Annotated in this window: 25 protein-coding genes and 1 tRNA gene; 15 read left to right on the plus strand and 11 right to left on the minus strand. The window is 48.9% G+C overall.

The window, feature by feature from the left end; genetic code table 11:
* The first annotated feature begins 16 nt into the window (after positions 1–16).
* Complete coding sequence (locus CWI70_RS02325; protein WP_241967856.1) at positions 17–1369, plus strand: M28 family metallopeptidase; 1353 nt, start codon at positions 17–19, stop codon at positions 1367–1369.
* Positions 1366–1968 (plus strand): YqaA family protein, encoded by a 603-nt coding sequence (locus CWI70_RS02330; protein WP_126770206.1) that lies wholly within the window; start codon positions 1366–1368, stop codon positions 1966–1968. The genes CWI70_RS02325 and CWI70_RS02330 overlap by 4 nt, the downstream gene beginning before the upstream one ends.
* 9 nt (positions 1969–1977) lie before the next feature.
* Here the strand turns inward: CWI70_RS02330 and CWI70_RS02335 are convergent, their stop codons facing one another.
* Genes CWI70_RS02335 through CWI70_RS02345 form a run of 3 tightly spaced genes read right to left on the minus strand, consistent with a single transcriptional unit; the run spans position 1978 to position 4935 of the window.
* Complete coding sequence (locus tag CWI70_RS02335; protein WP_126770208.1) at positions 1978–3006, minus strand: ArsA family ATPase; 1029 nt, start codon at positions 3004–3006, stop codon at positions 1978–1980.
* Complete coding sequence (locus CWI70_RS02340) at positions 3006–3278, minus strand: cory-CC-star protein (protein WP_126770210.1); 273 nt, start codon at positions 3276–3278, stop codon at positions 3006–3008. Before CWI70_RS02340 ends, CWI70_RS02335 begins: the two co-directional genes overlap by 1 nt.
* Entirely contained in the window at positions 3259–4935 is a 1677-nt protein-coding gene (locus CWI70_RS02345; protein ID WP_126770212.1) for a carbon starvation CstA family protein, read from the minus strand. The genes CWI70_RS02340 and CWI70_RS02345 overlap by 20 nt, the downstream gene beginning before the upstream one ends.
* A gap of 121 nt (positions 4936–5056) precedes the next feature.
* Between CWI70_RS02345 and CWI70_RS02350 the strand changes: the two genes are divergently transcribed.
* From CWI70_RS02350 to CWI70_RS02380, 7 genes are all read left to right on the plus strand, one after another.
* Complete coding sequence (locus tag CWI70_RS02350) at positions 5057–6883, plus strand: ABC transporter ATP-binding protein (protein ID WP_126770214.1); 1827 nt, start codon at positions 5057–5059, stop codon at positions 6881–6883.
* Between the two features lie 73 nt (positions 6884–6956).
* Positions 6957–7475 (plus strand): RNA polymerase sigma factor, encoded by a 519-nt coding sequence (locus tag CWI70_RS02355; RefSeq protein WP_126770216.1) that lies wholly within the window; start codon positions 6957–6959, stop codon positions 7473–7475.
* Positions 7475–7906, plus strand: coding sequence for a zf-HC2 domain-containing protein (locus tag CWI70_RS02360; protein ID WP_126770217.1), 432 nt, complete (start codon positions 7475–7477; stop codon positions 7904–7906). Before CWI70_RS02355 ends, CWI70_RS02360 begins: the two co-directional genes overlap by 1 nt.
* Positions 7903–8244, plus strand: coding sequence for a YbjQ family protein (locus tag CWI70_RS02365; protein WP_126770219.1), 342 nt, complete (start codon positions 7903–7905; stop codon positions 8242–8244). The genes CWI70_RS02360 and CWI70_RS02365 overlap by 4 nt, the downstream gene beginning before the upstream one ends.
* A 138-nt stretch (positions 8245–8382) precedes the next feature.
* Complete coding sequence (locus tag CWI70_RS02370; RefSeq protein ID WP_126770221.1) at positions 8383–8622, plus strand: hypothetical protein; 240 nt, start codon at positions 8383–8385, stop codon at positions 8620–8622.
* Positions 8623–8711: 89 nt separating this feature from the next.
* Positions 8712–9998: a DUF2868 domain-containing protein gene (locus tag CWI70_RS02375; protein WP_126770223.1), complete on the plus strand. Its 1287-nt coding sequence runs from the start codon at positions 8712–8714 to the stop codon at positions 9996–9998.
* The gene (locus tag CWI70_RS02380) at positions 9985–11337 is read left to right on the plus strand and encodes a GTPase/DUF3482 domain-containing protein (RefSeq protein WP_198677638.1); all 1353 of its coding nucleotides are present in this window, start codon (positions 9985–9987) and stop codon (positions 11335–11337) included. The genes CWI70_RS02375 and CWI70_RS02380 overlap by 14 nt, the downstream gene beginning before the upstream one ends.
* On the opposite strand, the gene CWI70_RS02385 is transcribed toward CWI70_RS02380, so the two are convergent.
* The 3 genes from CWI70_RS02385 to CWI70_RS02395 all read right to left on the minus strand — a co-directional run bounded on the left by CWI70_RS02385 (position 11326) and on the right by CWI70_RS02395 (position 13313).
* A tRNA-Pro gene (locus tag CWI70_RS02385) sits at positions 11326–11402 on the minus strand. The two genes, CWI70_RS02380 and CWI70_RS02385, sit on opposite strands and share 12 nt — an antisense overlap.
* Before the next feature lie 74 nt (positions 11403–11476).
* Complete coding sequence (locus tag CWI70_RS02390; protein ID WP_126770227.1) at positions 11477–13081, minus strand: DUF3413 domain-containing protein; 1605 nt, start codon at positions 13079–13081, stop codon at positions 11477–11479.
* Positions 13082–13097: 16 nt separating this feature from the next.
* On the minus strand, positions 13098–13313 hold the full coding sequence (locus CWI70_RS02395) for a YejL family protein (protein ID WP_126770229.1): 216 nt from the start codon (positions 13311–13313) through the stop codon (positions 13098–13100).
* A gap of 81 nt (positions 13314–13394) precedes the next feature.
* On the opposite strand from CWI70_RS02395, the gene yejK reads away from it, so the two are divergent.
* Positions 13395–14438 (plus strand): nucleoid-associated protein YejK, encoded by a 1044-nt coding sequence (gene yejK, locus CWI70_RS02400; RefSeq protein ID WP_126770231.1) that lies wholly within the window; start codon positions 13395–13397, stop codon positions 14436–14438.
* 84 nt (positions 14439–14522) lie between these two features.
* Here yejK and cspD read toward each other — a convergent pair whose 3' ends face one another.
* Entirely contained in the window at positions 14523–14732 is a 210-nt protein-coding gene (cspD, locus tag CWI70_RS02405; protein WP_126770233.1) for a cold shock domain-containing protein CspD, read from the minus strand.
* 237 nt (positions 14733–14969) lie between these two features.
* Here cspD and clpS point away from each other — a divergent pair, with 237 nt between their 5' ends.
* Together clpS and clpA are read left to right on the plus strand one after the other, a co-directional pair.
* Positions 14970–15290: an ATP-dependent Clp protease adapter ClpS gene (gene clpS / locus CWI70_RS02410; RefSeq protein ID WP_126770234.1), complete on the plus strand. Its 321-nt coding sequence runs from the start codon at positions 14970–14972 to the stop codon at positions 15288–15290.
* A 60-nt stretch (positions 15291–15350) separates the two neighbouring features.
* Entirely contained in the window at positions 15351–17624 is a 2274-nt protein-coding gene (gene clpA / locus CWI70_RS02415; protein WP_126770236.1) for an ATP-dependent Clp protease ATP-binding subunit ClpA, read from the plus strand.
* A 13-nt stretch (positions 17625–17637) separates the two neighbouring features.
* Here clpA and infA read toward each other — a convergent pair whose 3' ends face one another.
* From infA to ald, 4 genes are all read right to left on the minus strand, one after another.
* Positions 17638–17856 carry a translation initiation factor IF-1 gene (infA, locus tag CWI70_RS02420; RefSeq protein ID WP_054487875.1) on the minus strand — a complete coding sequence of 73 codons (219 nt, stop codon included), beginning with the start codon at positions 17854–17856 and terminating at the stop codon, positions 17638–17640.
* A 59-nt stretch (positions 17857–17915) separates the two neighbouring features.
* A complete protein-coding gene (gene aat, locus CWI70_RS02425; RefSeq protein ID WP_126770238.1) occupies positions 17916–18638 on the minus strand; it encodes a leucyl/phenylalanyl-tRNA--protein transferase in 723 nt (240 codons plus the stop codon).
* Entirely contained in the window at positions 18638–19597 is a 960-nt protein-coding gene (gene trxB / locus CWI70_RS02430; RefSeq protein WP_126770240.1) for a thioredoxin-disulfide reductase, read from the minus strand. Before trxB ends, aat begins: the two co-directional genes overlap by 1 nt.
* A 140-nt stretch (positions 19598–19737) precedes the next feature.
* Positions 19738–20865 carry an alanine dehydrogenase gene (gene ald, locus CWI70_RS02435; RefSeq protein ID WP_126770242.1) on the minus strand — a complete coding sequence of 376 codons (1128 nt, stop codon included), beginning with the start codon at positions 20863–20865 and terminating at the stop codon, positions 19738–19740.
* Between the two features lie 144 nt (positions 20866–21009).
* Between ald and CWI70_RS02440 the strand changes: the two genes are divergently transcribed.
* The 3 genes from CWI70_RS02440 to lolA all read left to right on the plus strand — a co-directional run bounded on the left by CWI70_RS02440 (position 21010) and on the right by lolA (position 24718).
* Positions 21010–21501 (plus strand): Lrp/AsnC ligand binding domain-containing protein, encoded by a 492-nt coding sequence (locus CWI70_RS02440; protein WP_126770244.1) that lies wholly within the window; start codon positions 21010–21012, stop codon positions 21499–21501.
* A 147-nt stretch (positions 21502–21648) separates the two neighbouring features.
* Positions 21649–24054: a DNA translocase FtsK gene (locus CWI70_RS12500; protein ID WP_126770246.1), complete on the plus strand. Its 2406-nt coding sequence runs from the start codon at positions 21649–21651 to the stop codon at positions 24052–24054.
* 22 nt (positions 24055–24076) lie between these two features.
* A complete protein-coding gene (gene lolA, locus CWI70_RS02450; RefSeq protein WP_157980848.1) occupies positions 24077–24718 on the plus strand; it encodes an outer membrane lipoprotein periplasmic chaperone LolA in 642 nt (213 codons plus the stop codon).
* Positions 24719–24720 lie beyond the last annotated feature (2 nt).

The following is a 24720-nucleotide window of genomic DNA, read 5'->3' on the forward strand; positions in this document are numbered from 1 at the left end:
GAAGTTAAGTATCTCTATGGCATTACTTAGCAGCGTTGTTTGTAGTGCTGCTTTCGCGGCAAACCCTAGTTACCACGAGCAAGAAAAACTCCACGATATCGCTGCGGCGGTATCGCCTGAGCGTATCGAACAGGACATCACCAAACTTGTCAGTTTTGGTACGCGGCACACGTTATCAGAAACTGCGTCTGATACCCGTGGCATAGGCGCAGCACGACGTTGGATCAAAGCTGAATTTGATCGAATTTCAGAAGCTTGTGGTGGTTGCTTAGAGGTTTATTACCAGAGCGAGGTCATCAGTGGTGAAACGCGTATTCCTGAGCCGACTGAGGTCGTCAGTGTGATTGCGGTTCAGCGCGGCGCAGTTGACCCAAGCCGCTACGTAATTATGTCCGGTGATATCGATTCACGTGTTTCTGATGTTATGGACGCCACCTCCGATGCTCCCGGCGCAAATGACAATGCTTCGGGTGTGGCCGGCACACTCGAGGCAGCCCGAGTACTTAGCCAATATGAATTTGCCGGAAGCATTGTTTACGCTGCATTGGCTGGCGAAGAGCAGGGTTTGTTCGGCGGCAGAATTATGGCTGAGCAAGCGCAAAAGGATGGCTGGCGTATCAAAGCCGTGTTGAACAACGACATGATCGGCAACATCGAAGGTATCAATGGTGTCGTGAATAATACCACCGCACGTATTTTTGCCGAAGGCACCCGCATGAACGAGACGGAGTCCGATGCTCGCCGGCGACGTTTTACGGGTGGTGAAGTAGATTCGCCAAGCCGCAACGTAGCGCGTTATATCGATTGGATGGCCGATCGTTATATCCCGAACCTCGATACCATGGTCATTTATCGCCTTGACCGTTTCGGTCGTGGCGGACATCACCGACCCTTCAATGACCTAGGTTATCCAGGTGTGCGTATTATGGAAACCAACGAGAATTATCACCGCCAGCACCAAGACTTACGCGTCGAAAACGGTATCCAGTACGGTGATACCTTGGACGGGGTTGATTTCGATTATGCGGCTAAACTTACTGCGCTTAACGCCGTTTCGTTGGCAAGTATGGCGTGGGCTCCAAGTCCACCGGCCGAAGTGCAAATCAAAGGTGCTGTTAGCCCAGACACAACATTGTCGTGGCAAGCACCGAGTAATGCCGAAGCTGATTTAGTTGCTGGTTATCGCATCTATTGGCGTCACACGGATGCTCCTAATTGGGAGTTCAGTCGTGATGTTGGCAAGGTGACGGAATACACCCTCGAAAACATCGTTATCGATAATTATTTCTTTGGCGTCGCAAGCGTCAGCCAAGACGGTTTTGAGAGTCCTGTTGTGTTCCCAGGAGCCGCTGGAGCCTTCGGTGAATGAACCCCGAGCCACCTAAAAGTAATAACGCTCAGGCCAATAAGTGGCTTGAGCGTATTTTAGAATCCAAGCATATATTGTGGATGATTTTTGTCCTTTCGATGTTGGAAGCAACGATCATTCCCATTCCCCTCGAATTAGTGCTTATCCCGTTACTGCTGCACGAACGTGAACGCTGGTTTGCGGTTGCGACCGCGACCCTTGCTGGTTGCTTGATCGGCGCCAGTATCGGTTATGGTATTGGGCTGTTTTTATTCGATACTGCTGGCCAATGGTTACTCGAAACGCTGAATTATCAAGATTCCTTTAATGAATTCAAAGCCGAATTTAATGAGGATGGTTTTGTAACGTTATTGCTGGTTGGGATCACGCCGATTCCGTTTCAAGTCGGAATGCTAACCGCTGGCAGTACGGGTTATCCATTTCTGTTGTTTTTATTAGCCGCAGTTATTGCCCGCGGCATACGCTACTATGGCTTAGCCGTATTAGTAAATTGGCTCGGCGAGCGCATTCTCGCTTGGTGGCAAAAGCAGCAGAAACGCCTCGGGTGGGGCGTTTTAGTAGCTGGTATCGCAGTCTATTTAATCGTTATTTTTGTTTGACGTTAGCCATCACAAAGGCTGTAACGGGTTGTCAGCGATGGCCTCAATTAATTGCTGCAAGCCTTGAATACCATCCAAATCACGCGCAAACAACGGTAGAAAGGCGCCCGGTAGCTGCGCGAATACTGTTTTAATTTGCTTGCGATAGAGCTCTTCTTGTTGCCGCCGTAATGCCATAAATTCACCTTCGACGTGTTCTGGAAGGTTGCGATTAATCCATAGTCCTGCGAGCGGTAAACCTTGCTCTGTCAATTGACGCACGGCGCGTTCTGTTTCCAGGATCGGCAGTTTTTCGGGGGTCAAGACGAGGGCGATGGCAGTTTGTTGCGGATTTTTAATGCTATCGCGGGTGCGCTGGAAAAGCTGCTGTCGGTGGCGTAGGCGTGCAGCGATCGCTTGATTACGTTCGGAAAGATCAGGTACATCGTGCTGTTTAGGCTCCGCTAAAGGATGGTGCGGTGCGCGTTGACGAGATGATGATAAGTGATCTACTACGCCTTGCAACTGTCGTGCTTTATCTGACGTTTGTAGCATGCCTTGGGTCCAGGCTGACATTGCCTCAGGTAGTGTCAGTAAACGTAGCGTATGGCCAGTGGGGGCAGTGTCAAAAATAATTAAGTCATAGCCGCGCTGCTCGCGTTCATCGATGAGTCGCGCAATACTCTCGAGGATCGCTGCTTCTTGCGTACCCGGCGACTGTGCGGTGAGCTTTAACTGCTTTTCAATTTGTGGATAGAGCGTCGGCTTCACTAAGCTTTTCATGCCTGCTAATACATCAGCAATGTGCTGTTCTACCTGACGATCGGGATCAATTTCCAATGCATCTAAATTGGCGATTAACGGGCTTATTTCTGCGCCAATCGGTTGCGCGAAAGCATCACTTAAACTGTGCGCAGGGTCAGTTGAAACCACAAGTGTCTTGCGACCACTGTGGGCATGGTGGAGTGCCAAAGAGGCAGCAATAGAAGTTTTGCCGACGCCACCTTTACCACCGACAAAGATGACTGCCGGTGGCGCGTGCAAAAGGTCAATGGTCATCAGCAGCACCGAAACTCGTCAAAAGGCGAGTGCTCCATTCCCATACGCAAGTGCCACTCATGGAATTGTTCTAATAAGAGTGGCTGCAGCTCAAGCGTGTAATAACTTGCCGGATTTGGAATTCCCATCATTTCTGAGTACACGTAGAGCATAAATAAATCCTCTTGCTCACGCTTTGCCCGCGCCACCGCAGCGCGGTAGGGCGCATTGTAGTACTCGTTCGCAAATTGGCTGGCCTGTGCCAGCCAACCTTTAATGGCTTGAATTCGCATTTTCTTTGCGTAACCGATTTAAGGTAGACCCAGCCTCCAGAGCAATCCAGATTGCGGCGATCAGCACCAACAAGTCAAGACTGAATAAGAACCAGTCGGATGCCTCATAGAAGCCTTTAAGTTGAATGATTAAGGCAAAAATAGTCATAATCAGCAGGAATATTAATGGCAACAACGTTACATACATTGGCCGTTTGAGTTTAACCAACATCGTTGTGATAACCAGCAGCGTTAGGCCAGCCAGTAGTTGGTTAGTGGTACCAAATAACGGCCAGATCGCTAGGCCACCAGAACCATCAGCACCACCTGCACCAAAGGCAAGCAATAAGCATGAACCAACAGCGAGTAGGGTGGCTGGGGCCGCCTTTTCCATCCACTGAATATTATAAATAGAACCCCATTCTTGGAAGATATAGCGCTGTAAGCGTAAACCGGTATCCATAGTGGTTCCCGCAAAAAGTACTGCCATTACGGTTAGCAACGTTTCCGCAATACCAACGTTAAAGCCAAGGCCTTCTTGCAGAATACGTGCGCCGCCAGATACAAACGCGGTAACCCCGCCTTGACCAAAGCTATGATAGACCGCTTGCCAATCGGCGAGAGTTGCAAAGCCAGCGGTGACTGCAATGATGGTGGCCAACGATAACGAGCCTTCACCAATTGCACCGAAGTAGCCAACAAAACGCGCATCAGTTTCTTTATCGAGTTGCTTCGAAGTCGTTCCCGATGCGACCAAACCATGAAAGCCAGAAATTGCGCCACAAGCAATGGTAACGAACAATAACGGGATCAGTGACGGAGTGCCCTCAGGAGTGTCTGAGTTGAACGCCGGCGCTACCAACTCAGGTCCACTAATCAAGACTGCGCCATAAATTAGAATCAGGCCAATGAATAATTGTAGGCCGTTAATGTAATCGCGAGGCTGCAACAACATCCACACTGGCAACAATGAAGCAATAGCGGCGTACAAGAAGAGGATAAGAATCCACGTTGCATTATCTGATAACCCCATTATCGTCTCGGGCAATGCGAGTGGTGCTTCAGGGCCAGCTACGATTAAAGCATAAAGGGCGATGACACCAAGTATCGAGACGGTACCTAGGTTGAGCCATTTGCGGAAAATAAATTGACCAATAATGAGTGCGACAAAAATAGCGCCCCAAACCGGAACGACCGAACTCGGAAAATTAATCAGTAACCCAGAAATAGCTGTAGCGAATACGGCATTGACCATCAGCAATACCAAGAAAATGACAATCATAAATAAGGACTGCGAACGTTTACCTACCACGTCGCCAGTCAACGCACCGATTGAACGTGCGCGGTTGCGATTCGACGCCCAAATAGCTCCAGCGTCATGTACGCCCGCGAAAAAGATAGTACCGAAAATTACCCATAAAAACGCTGGTACCCAGCCCCAAATCACCGCGATAGCAGGGCCAATAATGGGTGCCGCGCCCGCAACAGAGGTAAAGTGGTGTCCCCAAAGAACGTATTTGTTGGTGGGAACAAAGTCGACGCCGTCTTCAAACTCATGGGCTGGAGTGCGAAAATTCGGATCGAGCTTATAGATCTTTTCGGCTACAAATTTGGAGTAAAAGACATAACCGAGAAACATACCGCCTAAACCGAGTAACATCAGTAAAATAGCGTTCATGTGACACCTTTTTGGTTTATGATGAGGTACAAAACGTCCTTTTTATTGCGCCAGATCATAAGCTCAACGGCGCAGGTACAACATTCGACAAAGGTCTAGTTTCATCAGCTCAAGGATAGTTATGTTTCGTTGGTTTGAAAACCGTTTAGATCCATTCCCGCCGATTACCGGTGAGCAACCGCCCAGTTCGTTGATTGCTTTTTGCCGTTATTTCACCCGTGGTGCATGGCCGTATATCTTTACCACTGGTGTGCTGATGACGTTGATCGCACTGACTGAGGTATGGTTGTTCAGCTTTATTGGCAATATTGTCGATTGGCTGAGTGTACAGTCACGCGAAACGTTTTTTACTGAACAGAAGTGGTGGTTGATTGGTATGACCGCTATCGTGTTGTTGGGCTTGCCTTTGCTGGTTGTTTTGCATTCGTTAGTAACGTACCAATCATTGCTGGGTAACTATCCGATGCGGATCCGCTGGTTGGTGCATAACTACCTACTGCGCCAGTCGCTGACGTTCTATCAAGATGAGTTTGCTGGACGAATCGCTACTAAAGTGATGCAAACTGCGTTGGCTGTACGTGAGAGCGTCATCAAACTCTTTGATGTGCTGAACTACGTCAGTGTTTATTTTATCGGTACGGTGGTGATTGTCGCGAGCGCAGACTGGCGTTTGGCCATGCCTTTGTTGGTGTGGCTGGGTTGTTACCTAGTATTATTACGCTACTTTGTGCCACGTTTAGGGCAAGTTGCGACGCGTCAAGCTGATGCGCGGTCGGTTATGACCGGACGCGTCGTCGATAGTTATACCAATATTCAAACGGTGAAACTCTTCTCTCATGCGCAACGAGAAAGTGCTTTCGCGCGTGAAGGAATGGAACAATTTCTCGGTACAGTACATCAACAAATGCGCTTGGTTACCAAGCTCTATACGTGTCTCTATTTACTCAACTCACTATTACTGTTTTCAGTAGCGGCATTAGCGATATGGCTATGGCTCGGGGCATTGATAAGTGTTGGCGCTATCGCCGTAGCGTTGAGCTTGGTGTTGCGCTTGTGGGGCATGAGCCAATGGATTATGTGGGAAGTATCGGCCTTGTTCGAGAACCTGGGCACGGTGCAAGATGGCATTAAAACGATAGCAGTGCCGCAACACATTACCGATGCGCCTTCGGCAAAAGCGCTTGCGGTACCTCGCGGTGAAGTTGAATTTGCGCATGTCAATTTTGACTACACTGATGATAAGCCAGTTTTACGGGATTTGAACCTACACATCAAAGCTGGTGAAAAAATTGGCTTAGTGGGGCGCTCGGGGGCTGGAAAGTCGACTTTGGTCAACCTGTTGCTGCGCTTTTATGAAGTGAATGATGGGCAAATCCTGATCGATGGACAAAATATTGCGCAGGTTACGCAAGACAGTTTACGCGAGCACATTGGCATGGTGACTCAGGACACTTCGCTGCTACACCGCTCAGTGCGCGGAAATATTGCCTATGGCCGTCCCGATGCGACGGACTCTGAAGTTGTGCAAGCAGCGGCGCGCGCGGAGGCAATGGATTTTATTGCCGAACTTGAGGATTCGCACGGGCGCCGTGGTTATGACGCTCACGTTGGCGAACGCGGGGTGAAACTATCAGGCGGCCAACGGCAACGTATTGCGATAGCGCGGGTGATGTTGAAAGATGCCCCTCTGTTAATTTTAGACGAAGCTACATCAGCTCTCGATTCCGAAGTCGAAGCAGCGATTCAAGAAAACCTCTACCGACTTATGGAAGGTAAGACGGTTATTGCTATTGCCCACCGTTTGTCGACCATCGCCGCAATGGATCGTTTAGTCGTGATGGACGAGGGACGTATTATCGAGCAAGGCACTCATGCCGAGCTACTTGCGCAGAACGGGCTTTACGCAAGTTTATGGGCGCGCCAATCAGGCGGTTTTATCGCCGATTAAAAAAGTTGGAATAAAAGTACGCGCTACGCCGTCTTGATCATGAAAACCTGGTCACAGCTACTGAGCGAAACCTATGACACAACTCGAATCGAATGCTTTACCACACACTATGATGCAGCAACGCTATCGTATGATTGCGCCTTATGTTGCCGGTGCACAGGTATTAGCTACGCAATTCATGCGGTGTCCGCAGCGTGGAAAGGATATGGTTCAAGATGCGCTCGAAAAAGCGCTGCGAACGCAACATTTTCCGCTCGAGAGTAAAGCTAAACCATGGTTTTTGCAGGTGGTACGCCATCGTTGCCTCGACGAGTTACGGCTCTTACAACGTCACACCGACGATTCAGTATTAACCGAGCTTGCGACGCAAACGCACGACTCACTGCCGCTCGTTGAGCAGAATCTAGTGCAGAAAGCATTGGCGAAATTATCACCAGAACAACGTGACTTGCTTGTTCTCCGTGAGTTCAACGATTGTAGTTATGCTGATATTGCTGCGATCGTTGGTATCCCTGAGGGCACCGTGATGTCACGCCTGCATCGGGCACGTATGGCAATGCGGCAGGCATTGCAACAACTTGGAGAGCGTTGATGACACAGCAAGAACAACCTTGTCAAAACATAGAGCCGTTGATTAGTGGCGCACTAGATAACGAGCTCACGCAGCAACAACGGCAGCAACTACATTTGCATTTAGCTTCGTGCGAAGCTTGCGCAAATTTGTATCGTGAGCTGGCCGAACAGCGGGGCGCGGTAAAACTTGGTGTACAAACAAACGACGTGCTGAACGAATCACAGAGTACGCGTATTTGGAATGCAATCGGTTGGTCACTATTGGTGCTTGGCCTTATTCCACTGGTGATTTACGCCATCTATCAGTTTAGCCAAGACACCAGTATTCCATGGTGGATTAAGTTAACCATCGGAACTACAGTGCTTGGGCTGATTTTACTCTTTATTAATGTGTTACGGCAACGCATGCAAGCGGCCAAGTCTGACCCCTACAAGAAGGTAAACTTATGAAACATATTCCGATTGTTACGACCGAGACGATTGCTGGAAAAACGATCACTGAACAGTTAGGTATCGTCCGCGGTAATACTATACGCGCACGCCATGTGGGGCGGGATATTCTTGCTGCCTTTCGCAATCTGGTTGGCGGCGAAATCAGCGATTACACCAAACTCATGGCTGAGAGTCGCGAACAAGCCTTAGATCGCATGCAAACAGAAGCGCTTGAGCTAGGTGCAGATGCGGTGGTAAGTGTGCGTTTCACCACATCTATGCTCGCTCATGGCGCCGCAGAGCTCTTAGTTTATGGGACTGCCGTAAAATTAACTGCTGATAACTCAAGCAACTAGCAACTAGCCACCATATCTTTACGTGAACTTTACGGACAGGTTTGCGATTTTTGCTTACTCTGCTAATACTTGAACAGTTGTAATCGCACTGCGAAGGGCGTGGTGCGGCTACATCTGCAAAGAACGTGGAGTTTACTCATGATGCGTAAATTGCTGATTTTAGCTATTTTCGCTGCAGCCTTTTATCAGTATTACTATGGCTTTGGCGCACATTTGATGCCAGACATCGATCTTGGTGAAGTCGCAGGCGATCTAAAACGCAAAGCTGTCGAAAAACGCGATCCAACCTTACTTACCTTAGAATGTCCTGCTGGAACCTATGTTGCTGTGGATGAAACACTGCAAACCGCAAATTGCCAACCGCGCTCTCGTTTGTAAGTAGCCGTTAACGACGCTTTACCTTCACTCAGCGCTCCAGTATCTTAAGCCTTCCAGCATCACTTTGTTTCAGGCGGGGAAGGCTACCCTTGGATTTAAGTCGTTTTGAACAGTTCTGGCTTGCTGAGCATCAGCGTTTGCGTGATGTGCGTGATCCGTCGTTACAGCAACAGCAATTCAAGCTAAATGAAATCCGGGCACACGGGCCCCAGAACCAACTTATCGAACGTGCTGTGTGCTTAAGCGAACGTCAAGGTTTGCTAAATCAGTTAAGCCATTGGCAGCACTTGCGACGTCTGTTGACCTTGGTGCTAGGTGTGCTTGCCGTAGTGATTGGTATGGGTGTCAGTCAAACTATTCTTAGCCAACCACAGCCGTTATCGTTACTCTTCGCGATCAACATCCTACTTTTACCAAACCTATTAATGTTGTTGTTTTGGTTAGCTTTTACGCTGCGCAAGCCCCGACCAAGCGGGATAACGGGTGTGGCTTATTCACTGTTGACGTTGTTACAACGCAAACGTGGAGAAAGTGCGCTTGAACAGAGTTGGTTAGCGCACGTGCAGCAGCAGCGACTTTTACAACCATTGATGGCAGTCGCGACACATGGGTTTTGGCTGCTCATAGCAATATCGTCGTGGCTAACATTGATACTCTACCTAAGTTTTAATGACTATACTTTTCAATGGGCGACGACAATCCTGAATGCTGAGCAGGTCGCGACGATTGCGCATGCCATTAACGGTTTGCCGCATTTCTTATTCTCTGCACAAGTGCCAACCATTGCTGACAGTGCGACGAATACTACTATTGCTGCACAAGCAGGGCGTTGGCTAGCGCTTTGCTTGATGACCTATGGCGTGTTACCAAGAGCGCTTGCTGCGTTGCTCGCCGTTGGGTTGTTTTACCGGCGCGCACACGCAATGGAGCTTGATCTGCAAGCCGAGGGTTACCACGCTGTGGTGAATGCATTGGGTGAATCTCGACAACAAACGAACACTGTCGATGCTGATACCGACAGTGATACTGCAATCCATTTTCATTATGCGGACCATGGCCATGGTAGCTATTTGTTAACTTTAGATTATGAGGCTGAACCTGAGTACACGACAAGCGCCGAACAGCTAGGGTTGGTTGCAACCTATGCAGACAAACAACACATGCTGCAACGCTTAAGCGCAAATCCAAGTGCGCAGCTACAGGTAAGGGTTGCAGCTCAATTAACGCCGGATCGAAGTAGTATCCAGTATTTAGCGGCGCTCGCCCAAACGACCCAACAGCTGACTGTGGTGCTTGTCCGTGGTTCACAAGCAACTTATTTAGCCCAGTGGCAACAACAATTAGACCGTTATGGAGTTGCTTATGTCGTCGCTTAAGATTGCGGTGGTCGGGCACACTAATGCCGGCAAAACCTCGCTATTGCGTACGCTATTGCATTCACGCCAATTCGGTGAGGTCGATCAACGACCAAGCACTACGCGAAGCGTACTTGAACAAGGTGTATGGTTAGAAGGGCAACAGCTTTTGGCCTTTTATGATACGCCTGGGTTAGAGTCCGGTTCGGAACTTTTTAATGAAGTTGAAGCCTTTGTCGAACAGTTTCGCCATGATGGGCCAGCACAGATTCGTGCCTTTCTTGCTAGCGCGTTGGCGGACGACCGGTTCGCACAAGAAGCGAAAGTCTTGCGCCAATTATTGCAGTCGGATGCCGCTTTTTATGTTATTGATTGCCGTGATCCTGTATTGCCAAAATATCAAGATGAATTGCATTTATTGACGCGTTGTGGGAAGCCGCTGATTCCAGTGCTTAACTACACTGCCGCTGCGGGGCAACAGGAACAAGCATGGCGGCAGGCTTTGGCAAAGCTAAGTCTCCATGCTGTTGTTGCTTTCGATACAGTGACACCGCCCGAAGGTGGTGAAGCCTATTTACTTGAAAGTTTGGCGACCGTCGTGCCGTCAGCAGCGGGAGCATTGAAGGAACTCATCGCCTGGCGCGGCAAGGAACGAGAACAGCGCCTGCATGGCGCATTGCATGCGGTTGCAGAACTACTGGTAGATGTTGCAAGTTACCAAGAAGTTGTGCCGCAAAGCGCTCCAGACCACGAACTACAAACGGCAATTGAACGTTTGCAACGGCGCATTCGTATGCGTGAGCAGGATACAGTACGTAGTATCTTGAATCGTTTTGCATTTTTACCTGAAGATGCGATAGCTGAGCAGCTTGATAGTGCATCTGGTGCATGGCAAGAGGACCTGTTTGCGCCCGAAGTACTAAAAGCCTGGGGCAAAGATGCTGGTTTTGGGATTGGCGCTGGAGCCGCAACGGGTGCCGGTATTGACCTAATGGTCGGTGGCATGAGCTTAGGAGCCGCAACAGCATTAGGTGCGGCTGCTGGCGGGCTTTATCAGAGTTGGCGTCACTTAGGCGAAAAGTTGAAACAACGTTGGCGCGGGCAACGTGAACTTCACGTTGATAATGCCACGCTCGCTGCGCTGACCGGTCGTCAGTTGTATCTATTACAACAGTTAGTACGGCGTGGTCATGCCGCGACTGAGACTCTTACCATAGCCAAATCTCATCGTGTATCACGCGAACAATTCAAGACGATAGAGCAGTCCCTTGGCCCCATATTAGCCCATACTCCGGACATTGATCGTCAGCGAGTGGTGACGGAACTTGCGGGAAAGCTAGAAGAGAATTGGTCGGCGTGACTGGATTTGAACCAGCGACCCCTGACACCCCATGACAGTGCGCTACCAAGCTGCGCTACACGCCGACCGAGCCCGTTATATTACTGCTTTTTTTTGATTTAACAAGCCATCGTCGGTACGAACGAAGTCAAGTGGTTATTTATTCGTCATTTTGTTGGCTAAAGCGTTGCAAATGCTTGATACCGTCGACCAACACCGGCGTAGCAGGGGCGACATTTGGCATTTCCTCGAGCGTTGTGTTGGCAAAGCTACGCACGCGACCATCAGTACTTATAACGGTTGTCGCATCAACATCATACACCACAAGATCACGCGCAAAGCTCGTCATCACTGGGAATTCACGTTCCTGCGGAAGGAATAAGTTCTTACCGGTTGCGAATGCTTCCACACCCCCAGCACAATCCATATAGCGCTGAGTGAGCGTCGGTGTAATATCCGTGAGTAGTGCGATATCTTGGGCGGCGAAAGAAAGGTTTTGCGTGTGAAACAACGGCACTTGCACGTTCTGTAAGCTATATACTTCACGCGGAGTTTGCGTGCTCGTGTTATTCGTCAAAGCGGTAACAATCACTTGCTGGCCCGCCACTATCGCCTTTGCTAGCTGTTCAAGGGTCGTGTTATTTAATTCAGACTGTAGCGAAAAGGTTAGGGTATCGCGATAGCTTTCCATGGTTGGTTGACGCAAGTAGCTGGCTACATCGAATTGTTGCAGGTCTCCGCTTAACTCGATGCGGATTTGATAATCTTTGAACTGCTTCCAGAAAGCTGGAACTTGTTGCTTAGCGGCCATCGGCTCGCTGTAAATATCAGCTAACCCGTAAAATAATTCGAAAACCCCGCCAGACACACTGGTTTGTCCTACTAAAGGTGATGCGAAGCGTTCTAACTGCGGCAATACTTCAAGTATGCGTTGCTGTTCAGTAGCCGTTAGTGAGTCAAAGACCACGACCAAGGTATCTCGAGTGACACCTTGGCGGGCACACATAAGTTCATGTGGCGGATAATTGAGGTCAATTCGAGCCGTACCCTTGAGTAGCCGATCGGTGGCTTGCGAACGCTCTTCGGCGAGCCAACCATGTTTGCTCATTAGCGTCTGTGCTGTGGTGGGATATGACAGCGGAAACAAATCGTCCTGCTTGGTGATCGGCGTGTAAAACACTGCATCAGCCCATATATGGATACTGTGGCTGGCCAAAAAGCACAGCACGAACACTGCGCTAAACGCAGCTCCCCAATGCTTCTCGCGTAAACGTTCCAAACGTTTCCAAGCGATGTTCGCTAAAGCTAACTCGAAGACCAGCAAGACGACAAAGACAAGTAACATACCTAAGAGTAGGACAAAGCTAGCGCCAGCAAAGGCGGTTTCAGCATCTAACGCCAACTGCGATAAGGAATAGGTATTTAAATGGTAGCCGTATTGACGGAAAAATAAGGCATCCGCTACTAATGCTATGAGCCCAAATGCTGCGACAAGGGTAGCCACGCCCTTGAGGAATCGCGAAAAGGGCACGATCAAACAAAACGGAAAGATTAAAATAATGAAGGTAATAAACGGCAAGAACGCAAAGTGACCGAGCCAACTAATGAGCATGTAAAAACCACCAAGCAAGGTGGATGGGGTATCAGCGGCTTCAATATAGAGCGTGCCAATGGCGAGCGCTAAAATGATATTGAAGAAGGTGAACCAGTGTCCCCAACTGATCAGTCGAGCAATTTTGTCACGGCGCTGTTTGCGTTGTCTCATGCGTGCCCTAAAAGTCTTATTTATTCAACGATTGTAGCAGGACTTTACCAAATTGTTCAGCTACTTGCTGAGCGCGCTGTGGCTCATAGTGTTGCGACAAGATATGCGTAACGGCATTGCCAAGCGTCATAAGTGCAAGGTCCACTGGCACGTTTTCTTTGTGTAGCGTCTCCAGCACGTCATTGAGAAGTTTTTCTTGCTGGGCGGCTTCATATTTTGACACGATTGGCATCGATTTTTTTCCTTACATGTTAGAATGCCGGCAATCTTATCACAGGCGCAACCATTTGCAGTAAGAAAGGAATGCAGCACCATGCAAGCAGATGTACAGCACAGTATCATTCATCAATTTTACACCAATGACGGCCAAATCGGGCTGCGTGTCGCACCGACAACACTCGCGATCAATGATGAGGTCGGCCTTTTGCTCGATGAACTGACAGAAGTCTACCAAGCCAAGCCAAGTAAAGGTTATGCGCGTTTTTTGCGGCCTGAGGATGAACACGAACGTAGTGTGGAGAGCAATTTTCCCGAGCTGCTCGAACATTGGCGGAAGGGGCAAGAGGAGTTTGTTAATTTCTCGCAAGAAAGTGCCAAGCTTTTACACCAACAACTACAACATTACGGCATTCTGGAAGCCGGTTTTTTGCTTGTTGCGAGCTACCGTGAACGCGGCCAAGATTTTTTAGTCGTTGCCTTTTTACCGAGTCAAGAAGGGGTCACCATCGCTGCCGATTTGAGTGTTGATAAATCCTCGCAGTTGGCGATTAGCAAAGTACAGCTGGCCGCGACGATTAATTTAAGCGAATGGGCCGATGAGCCTGATTCAACCACTTATATCTCGTTTATTAAAGGCCGCGCTGGACGCAAGGTATCTGACTTCTTTTTGGATTTTTTAGGGTGTGCCGAGGGCTTAAATGCGAAAAAACAGTCACAACAATTGATTGAGAGCGTGAGCCGTTATGCCCAAGAGGAACAACTCGAAAACGAGCAAGCGCGACAATTGCGCAAGTCCGTGTACGACATCTGTGACAATCAATGGCAACAAGGCGAGCCGGTACGCGTCAAAGATCTATCAGAACAATTACGAGAAGCTGTCCCTGTAGAGCGTAGCTTTGCTGATTTTAATCAAAGTCAGGCTGAGCGAGCATTAGTCGACGAGTTTCCTACCGATCGCTCAACATTGAAGAAACTGGTGAAATTCCAAGGGCAGGGAGGCGGTTTAAGTATCGGCTTTGACCAAGATTTATTAGGCGCGCGCGTTGAGTACGATCCACACAATGACAAGTTGACCGTGCACTGCACTCCGCCGAACCTACGGGACCAATTACGTCGCTATTTCGGTATTGACAGTTAAGACGCGGAATCCAGAAAATAAAAAACGCCAGCTCAGATAACTGAACTGGCGTTTTAGTTTTAAAGAGTCTTATTTCTGCACGGGTTATTTCTGCACAGGAATTATGTTCGTGGCGTGAAGACCTTTAGGACCTTCTTCGAGTTCGAACTCGACGTCTTGTCCTGCTTTAAGGGTGCGATAACCTTCCATTTCGATCGTTGAATAATGTGCGAAGATATCACCTTCACGGTCTTCTGCTTCAATGAATCCAAAACCTTTTGAGTTGTTGAACCATTTCACTTTACCGGTTGCCATACTTCTACTTCCTTTAATTCTGCAGTTACTATTTAATTATTGTTAGAATGACGTCGAGGCCTTTAAAAAGCCATTTGTTAACGCCATGTTTTACTCTAGGTGAGTTCTGTTCAGTGTCAAGCCAAATTTGTTTATTTAATGAACGGTGCGGCGGTTTTACATACACCTAATGGGTAAAATTCATCGGAAAGTGAGCGAAATTCTCGTTTTCTAGCTATAAATAGGTTAAGCATAGTTATGAGTAGTATGGACCAACAGCAACATGGAGCGGTGCATGATCGGCAGAGCGAAAAGGAAAAGCTCGCGCCACCGCCCATGTATAAGGTGATTTTGAATAATGACGATTACACCCCCATGGATTTTGTCGTGGAGGTACTCATTAAGTTCTTTCGGATGGATCAGGAACGCGCCACCGACACCATGTTGACCATTCATTATAAAGGCCGCGCTGTGTGCGGGGTCTATTCGGCAGAAGTTGCCGAAACCAAAGTAGTACAAGTGAACCAGTATGCGCGAGAACATGAACACCCGCTGTTATGTTCAATGGAAAAGGCTTAACTCGTTGACGAGTTGCCAACCCAATGCGCTGTCGTGGTCTGGTCCAAATGAGGAGTGCGTATGTTAAATAAAGCTCTAGAAATAACCCTAAACGATGCCTTTCGGATAGCGCGTGATCGTCGTCATGAGCTAATGACCGTAGAGCACCTTTTGCTAGCACTCCTAGATAATCCCGAAGCGTCGAAAGCTTTGCGTGCGTGCGGTCTCGAATTTACCAGGCTCAAACAAGAATTGTTGGCTTACATTGATCGCAGTACGCCGAGTTTCGACGTTGAAACAGCAGAAAGTGAAACCCAACCGACACTTGGTTTCCAGCGTGTTTTGCAACGCGCGGTATTTCATGTGCAGTCGTCAGGCAACAGTGAAGTGACGGGAGCAAATGTCTTAGTCGCTATTTTTAGCGAGCAGGAGTCACATGCTGTTTACTTATTGAATAAACACGACATCACTCGTTTAGATGTGGTGCATTTCCTGTCTCATGGACTGTCGAAGGTGGATGAGCCGATTATTCGTCAAGACGAAGATGACACCGAGCAGCAAGAAGGCGTAACAGAAGAGCAGGAAAGCTATCTGAAACGTTTCTGCACCAACCTTAATGCCCGCGCGAAAGAAGGAAAAATCGATCCGTTGATCGGTCGAGACCTTGAGTTAGAACGTTGTGTGCAGGTGCTATGCCGCCGACGTAAAAACAACCCGCTATTGGTTGGCGAAGCGGGCGTGGGGAAAACTGCGATTGCAGAAGGCCTCGCTTATCGCATCGTCAACAATGACGTGCCTGAAGTTATGGCTGATGCGACAATTTACTCGCTTGATATGGGTGGTTTGCTCGCCGGCACGAAATATCGTGGTGACTTTGAAAAACGTTTCAAAGCGCTGCTGAAAGAGGTCAAAGGGAAAACCCACGCAATACTGTTTATTGATGAAATCCATACGATTGTCGGCGCCGGTGCCGCGAGTGGCGGCGTTCTTGACGCATCCAATTTACTTAAACCGTTGCTAAGTAGTGGCGAGCTTAAATGTATTGGCTCAACTACTTATAGCGAATTTAAAAATATTTTCGAAAAAGATCGTGCCTTGGTACGTCGCTTTCAAAAGATTGATATTACCGAACCTTCGGTGGACGACACCACGAAGATTCTTATGGGCTTGAAAGAGCGTTATGAAGCCCATCACGGCATTCGCTACACTCAACCTGCTATTCGTGCTGCGGCGGAACTCTCTGCGCGCTATATCAATGAACGTCACTTACCTGATAAGGCAATCGACGTCATCGATGAAGCAGGTGCGAGTCAACGTTTGGTGGCACCATCGAAGCGCAAAAAGACGATTAACGTAGGTGATATCGAGCAAATTATCGCGAAAATCGCCCGCATTCCTGAGCAAAGTGTTTCGCGTTCCGATCAGCAATTGCTTAAGCAGCTAGATCGTAATCTGAAACTTGTGGTTTTTGGTCAAGACCAAGCCATCGATCAACTTAGTGCAGCGATTCGCCTGTCACGCTCAGGCCTCGGTGCTGAGCATAAGCCAATTGGCTCGTTTTTGTTTGCAGGTCCAACCGGCGTAGGTAAAACCGAGATTACCCAACAGCTTGCCAAAGCACTTGGTATTGAATTCTTGCGCTTTGACATGTCGGAATACATGGAACGCCATGCCGTTAGCCGCTTAATAGGTGCACCACCGGGCTATGTTGGCTTTGATCAAGGTGGACTGTTAACCGAAGGTGTGATCAAACATCCGCACGCTGTGGTGCTGCTGGATGAAATCGAAAAAGCGCATAGCGATATCTACAATATTTTATTACAGGTCATGGATCACGGTACCTTAACGGACAATAATGGCCGTAAAGCGGATTTCCGAAACGTGATTCTGGTGATGACCACCAATGCTGGTGTGCAAGAAACTGTGCGGCAGTCGATTGGCTTTAAACAACAGGATCATGCTCCCGATGCAATGTTAGAAATCAACCGAACCTTCAGTCCAGAGTTCCGTAATCGTCTGGATGGCACTGTTTGGTTTAATCATTTGAGTCCCGAAGTCATTGCGCAGGTGGTTGATAAATTTGTGACGGAACTGCAAGCGCAACTGGATCGTAAACAGGTCACCTTAGAGCTAGACGATGCGGCACGTGCTTGGTTGGCCGAGAAAGGCTACGACAAAGCTATGGGCGCACGCCCAATGGCGCGTGTGATTCAGGAGCATTTGAAGAAACCACTCGCCAACGAGATTCTGTTTGGCAAGTTAACGCATGGTGGAGATGTTAGTGTTAGCGTCGAGGCCGATGCACTGACACTAAAAATTGCAGAGCGCGAAGCCCGTAGTTCAACTACGGGCTAAGGGCAGGCGCGATTTAGCGCGCGCGGAAGACAATGCGGCCTTTGGTCAGGTCGTAAGGCGTTAGTTGCACGGTCACAGTGTCGCCGGTCAGAATACGGATGTAGTGCTTACGCATTTTTCCTGAGATGTGCGCAGTGACCACGTGGCCGTTTTCTAATTCAACGCGGAACATCGTGTTAGGTAGGGTTTCTAAAACCGTACCCTGCATTTCAATACTGTCTTCTTTTGCCATTCAAATCCTCGATTTTTTGCTAAGCTCGGAAAAAGTGGTCAGAATTCTAGCTGTTTTTACTACAAATTACCACTCGATTTGTGGTTTAGCACTCGCGGCTTCCAGAAATCTGGCGAAACGCTTCTCTGGTTTTCTCTAAAGTGGCGTACTAAGTACAAGAATTGTGCTCGTGGCATCTCGATCTGACCAAGCGATACTAAATGTGCGTTGGGGACTTGGGCATCGAGTAACTTACCTCCGGCGGCAAAAAAGTTTTCTGCGAAGCTTAAAAAAGCCAGCTTTGAAGCGTTGGCACTGCAATGAAACATACTTTCACCGCAAAAGATCCCATCGATAGCCACTCCGTACATACCACCAACAAGCGTTGTTTGGTCCCATACTTCGACAGAGTGCGCATATCCCAGTGCGTGCAGTTGTAAATAAGCATCTTGCATTGCCGCCGTGATCCAGGTGCCTTCTTGACTCGCATGAACTTCTGCGCAGCGCCGAATCACGCCTGCGAAATCATGATTCAGGGTTACTCGCAGCGGCGTGCGGCGACGGAAACGACGCATCGAACGGCTTTCATGAAGACTTGCGGGGGTGAAGAGGGCTCTCGGATCAGGACTCCACCATAACGGCGGGTCATCATCGGTAAACCAAGGAAAAATCCCATTACGATAGGCATTCAGTAGGCGTGCGACACTCAGGTCGCCGCCAACGGCAAGCAAGCCATTAGGTTCTCGCAGCGCAAGTTCTGCCGGTGGAAAGCTGGTGTCTTGCGCGGCGAGACGATAAACCATTAAGCCTTCGTTAAAGCATCAAGGTAACGTTCAGCATCAAGAGCAGCCATACAACCGGTGCCCGCTGAGGTGATCGCTTGACGGTAGGTATGGTCCATAACATCGCCAGCAGCGAATACACCAGGCACGCTGGTTGCCGTTGCATTGCCTTGCAAGCCCGACTGGACAATGATGTAACCGTCTTGCATTTCGAGCTCACCGTCAAAAATGCCAGTATTCGGTTGGTGGCCGATGGCGATAAAGCAACCCATAACCTCAAGCTCTGACAAGCTACCATCTTGAGTGTCTTTCACGCGAACTCCGGTAACGCCGCTGTCATCACCTAAAACCTCATCAAGGGTTTTGTTCAGGTGTAAGGTAACGTTGCCGTTCTCAGCTTTATCCATTAAACGATCAACTAGGATTTTTTCCGCACGGAACTGCTCGCGGCGATGGATAACATGAACTTCGCTGGCGATATTAGCTAAGTACAAGGCTTCTTCAACGGCTGTGTTACCGCCACCAACCACACAAACTTTTTGGTTGCGATAGAAAAAGCCATCACAGGTCGCACATGCTGATACACCTTTACCCATAAAGGCTTCTTCGGAATCAAGACCAAGGTACTTCGCCGACGCGCCCGTCGAGATAATCACAGCATCAGCAGTAAATTCTTGGCTGTCGCCGAACAAACGGAAAGGGCGCTGACTGAAGTCCACTTTGTTAATGTGGTCGAATACGATTTCAGTATCAAACTTCTCTGCATGTTGCTGCATACGCACCATTAGGTCAGGCCCGGTAAGGCCTTCTGCGTCACCCGGCCAGTTCTCAACATCGGTTGTGGTGGTCAGCTGACCGCCTTGTTGCATGCCGGTCACTAGAACTGGGTTCAAATTAGCGCGCGCCGCGTAGACCGCTGCGGTATAGCCTGCTGGACCAGAACCTAAAATCAACAGACGGCAATGTTTGGCTTCAGCCATTGTTCCTGTACTCCATTCTTAACAATTAAATTTGTGATGTGTGCATCAATACATTGGGGTTGATTGTATGGATTACAACGACCACAAACAAGAGACCCGCAACAAATGTGCGGGTCTCAAAAGCGGGGTGAACTGTAAACTTAGCTGCGAATAGCTTCAAGCGGATCTTGATAGTCCAAGCCCAGCTTTTCGCCCAAGTCGTCGTGCACTGCTTTGTAGGTAATTTTACCTTTGTGCATGTTCAAACCGTTGCGCAAGTGTTCGTTGTTTTCCATCGCTTTCAAACCATGGTTTGCCAAGGCTAACCCGAACGGTAGGGTGGCGTTGTTCAAGGCAATGGTTGAGGTGCGAGCAACACCACCTGGCATGTTGGCGACACAGTAGTGAACGATGTCGTCAACAACATAAGTCGGTTCTTGGTGCGTCGTTGCTTTTGACGTCTCGAAACAACCGCCTTGGTCGATGGCAACGTCAACCACAACTGAACCTGGTTTCATGTTCTTCAAGTGTTCACGCGTTAACAGCTTAGGCGCAGCTGCGCCTGGGATTAATACTGCCCCTACAACAAGGTCGGCTTCGCGCGAGAATTTATCAACAGCATCTACAGTTGAGTAAATGGTTTTAACACGACCCGCAAAAATGTCATCTAGTTGGCGTAAACGCGGCAGTGAGCGATCCAAAATAGTTACGTCTGCACCCATACCGACCGCCATTTTGGCTGCTTGGGTACCAACAACACCACCGCCGATGACCAATACTTTACCTGGTTCAACACCTGGTACGCCGCCCAAGAGGACGCCGCTACCGCCGTTGGCTTTTTCCAAATTGTGCGCACCTGCTTGAATTGACATGCGGCCAGCAACTTCGCTCATCGGTGCCAACAGTGGTAGTCCACCATTACGGTCAGTGACCGTTTCATAAGCAATAGCAGTAACGCCAGCTTTGCCCAACAAATCGGTTTGGGTTGGATCTGGCGCAAGGTGCAAATAGGTGTAGAGAATCTGGCCTTCACGCAATTGTACGCATTCATTTGGCTGTGGCTCTTTCACTTTGATGATCATTTCTGCTTTAGCAAAAATCTCAGCTGGATCATCAACAATGGTTGCACCGGCAAGCTCATAATCTTCGTTGGTAAAACCGATGGCCGCACCACCGTTGTTTTCAACGAGTACGTCGTGGCCATGTGCAACATATTCACGCACTGCAGCAGGGGTTAGACCGATACGATACTCGTGGTTTTTAATTTCTTTAGGTACACCAATTAGCATGACTTCATTCCCGTTAAGGTTGGCGGTTTCACATTAGGATTTACGGCGAGCATTATAGGCGAAACCGCTTCCGTGTTTCGTACTTTTTTTTATGCCATATACCGTATATAATTCGGTGCAAATAAACATAAAGCGTGAAAAAACATGTTTAATGCCGAAGAACCCGTACGAATCACTATTGACAGAATTGACCGTAAAATATTAAAGCTGCTGCAAGACGACGGCCGTTTATCAAACGTTGCTTTAGCACAACGCGTAGGGCTGAGCGCATCGGCGTGTAATGAACGCGTCCGCAAGCTCGAACAAGAAGGGGTGATTGAAAGTTACCATGCGCGGATCAACCCCAGTAAGCTTGGTGCTAACCTCATGGTCTTCGTCGAAATAACCCTAACGCGAACCTCTTCAGACTCTTTTGCGGAATTTAGTGACGCGGTACGTAAAACACCAGAGATTCTGGAGTGTCACTTGGTTGCTGGCGATTTTGATTTTCTTATCAAGGCCCGCGTGCCAGACATGCCTTCGTACCGCAAGCTCCTAGGGGAAACCTTGCTCACGATGCCAGGGGTGAACGAATCAAGAACCTATGTCGTCATGGAAGAAGTCAAAAACGATAATAAAGTTCTTATAAAAGGTTAGCAAAAGGCTCGTAAAACTGCTGAACATAACGCGCTGACACGCTACACTAGAAACAGTTCAACTAACACGATAAGAACAAGAACGACGCTAACAGGGAAACGACATGCATAAGATACGTGTTTACATGATGCAAACGCTGGGTGGCCTATGAGTGGTGCTCAACGCGTTTTAGAAGTAGGCCTCATCCTCTGCGGAGCGTTTGCCATTTTCTTGTTTTTGGCATTAGTCAGCTTCAATCCGGCCGACCCAAGCTGGTCGCAAACAGGGTACCAAGGCACGATTGAAAATGCCGCCGGCGCAATTGGAGCGTGGTTTGCTGACGCTCTGTTATTCGCTTTTGGTTTTGTTGCCTACGCCATTCCATTTGGCTTGGCGGGCTTAGGCTACGTCATGTTCCGCCAACCGCATCGGTTATTGGAACTTGATTACCTTGCGCTTGGCTTGCGCCTGATCGGACTCATACTTACGTTGGTCGGAGCGTCAGCACTCGCGTCGCTTAATTTTGCTGCATTGTATTCTTTTTCTGCTGGTGGTGTTGTTGGCGATGTTATCAGTAGTTCGTTGCTGCCGTATTTCAACCTGATCGGCACGACTTTATTGTTGCTTACATTTTTATGCACTGGACTTACGCTCGTAACAGGTATTTCATGGGTTTGGCTGGCGGATAAGCTCGGCGAATGGAGTATTCGTGGCACGTTATGGCTGTTCAATAAGCTCAGAACACAAATTGGCCAGTGGCAAGGTGATAAAGAAGCTAAGGTCTCAGGTGATGTTAAAGCGGCCGCTTTAGAAGATGGTAAAACGCGGGGGCAGAGCAAGGCGAGCGCTCTCAAATCGTTACCAGCGACTGAACGACATGATCGGCAAGAGCCTGATATCGATTTAGATTTGAGCATTAGTACCGACGAACCCGAGCCAGACTTAGGGCTATTTGGTGAACCTGACGTTGCTGAAGACGACGCTGTTGAGGTTAAACCTGCGACAAAGCAAAAGTCGAATAATTCAATGCAGGCGTTAGCGGACGATGATGAAGAAGCAGCAACACGCCAGCCAATGTTAGATCCACTACCGTCGATCGCATTGCTCGATAAACCGGCACAAACAGGGAACCCGCTCACGCCCGCAGAGCTCGACCAAATAAGCCAAACCGTTGAAGCGGTATTGCAAGACTTTGGCGTCGAAGTGAAGGTTGCAAACGTGCAACCCGGCCCGGTGATCACCAGGTTTGAGCTCGATTTAGCCCCTGGGGTAAAAGTCTCAAAAATATCTAATCTCGATAAAGATATTGCGCGCTCGCTGTCGGCGATATCCGTTCGCGTGGTTGAGGTTATTCCCGGTAAGTCGTATGTCGGACTCGAATTACCGAATAAGAGCCGAGAAACTGTTTTCTTTAGCGATGTGATTGCCTGTGACGCTTTTCAACAAAGCCAGTCACCGCTCACAATGGTATTAGGTAAGGGCATCTCGGGCCAACCGGTGATTGTTGACTTGGCGAAGATGCCGCACTTGTTGGTGGCCGGTACGACCGGTTCGGGTAAATCCGTTGGCGTCAACGTCATGATTCTGAGCTTACTCTATAAGAGCACGCCGGAAGAAGTGCGTTTAATCATGATCGACCCGAAAATGCTTGAACTCTCGGTTTATGAAGGTATCCCGCACTTATTAACCGAGGTGGTGACCGACATGAAAGATGCAGCTAATGCACTACGTTGGTGCGTTGGTGAAATGGAGCGTCGCTACAAGTTAATGTCGGCCCTTGGTGTGCGTAATCTGAAAGGTTATAACGCCAAAGTTGCTGACGCCCGCAATAGCGGTGAACCGTTGCGGGACCCATTGTGGAAACCGGGCGACTCAATGGATGAGTTACCGCCGTACTTGGAAACCTTACCTAGCATCGTCGTGGTTATTGATGAGTTCGCCGACATGATGATGATCGTCGGTAAGAAAGTTGAAGAACTCATTGCGCGTATCGCGCAAAAAGCACGAGCCGCTGGTATTCACCTTGTGCTCGCAACGCAACGTCCGTCGGTTGACGTTATTACCGGCTTGATCAAGGCCAATATTCCAACCCGCATTGCGTTTCAAGTACAGTCGAAGATCGATTCGCGTACCATTCTTGATCAACCCGGTGCTGACCAGCTGTTGGGGCAGGGTGATATGCTTTATTTACCGCCCGGCAGTGGCGTTCCAACGCGGGTGCATGGCGCTTTTGTTGATGATCACGAAGTACATGCAGTGGTGGCGGATTGGAAGAAGCGCGGCAAGCCAAACTATCTTGATGAAATTCTTAACGGTGACCCGTCAGAGGATGCGCTGCTTCCGGGCGAAAGTCTGGAAGATGACGATGCTGAAAGTGACCCACTTTACGACGAGGCCGTCGCATTTGTGACGGAAACACAGCGGGTTTCCGTTTCCAGTGTGCAACGCAAATTCAGAATTGGTTACAATCGCGCCGCGCGTATCGTTGAACAAATGGAACACAGTGGTGTCGTTAGTAGTGCGGCAAGCAACGGCCAACGTGATGTGTTGGCGCCGCGTCCGCCCCGCGATTAACATTGATAAAAAAGGGTCAAGTATGACGTTACAACGCAGCTTCATTGCTACAGCCATTGCAGTTTTCGCTTTCAGCTCAAATGCGATGGCACTAGATGCCAAAAGCGAACTGCAAGAACTGTTGGCGCCGATTAGTACGTTGCAAGCCGAGTTTCAGCAACATGTGTTGGATGCCAACGGAGACTTAGTGCAAGAGCTTAAGGGCGCACTGGCGTTGGCAAGACCGAATAAATTTTATTGGCATAGCGATGCACCGGATGAGCTCATTTTGGTCGCCGACGGACAAGCGGTGTATTACTACGACCCATTTGTTGAACAAGTCACGATTAGCGCGCAGAGTGAGGCAGCAAACCAAAGCCCCTTTTTATTGCTGTTAGATGCTGAAGCAAGTGCTTGGGCTGACTATGAAGTGAGTAATGAGGGGTTAAGTTTTCAATTGCAGCCGACCGCAAACGCTACGCAGCAGCAAAGCCTACAAGTGAACTTTGTCGCCAAGGAAGAGCAACCTGCGCAACTCAATGAGTTAATTCTTGATGATGGGCAAGGGCAAATCACGCGAATCCAATTACGCGATGTAAAGACCAATGTAGCCTTACCTTACACGACTTTTAGTTTTCAGATCCCTGAAAACGCCGTGGTCGACGACCAACGATCAACCCAGTAAGA

Origin of the sequence: Pseudidiomarina homiensis, from assembly GCF_003987225.1 — a bacterium.
GTDB lineage: Bacteria > Pseudomonadota > Gammaproteobacteria > Enterobacterales > Alteromonadaceae > Pseudidiomarina > Pseudidiomarina homiensis.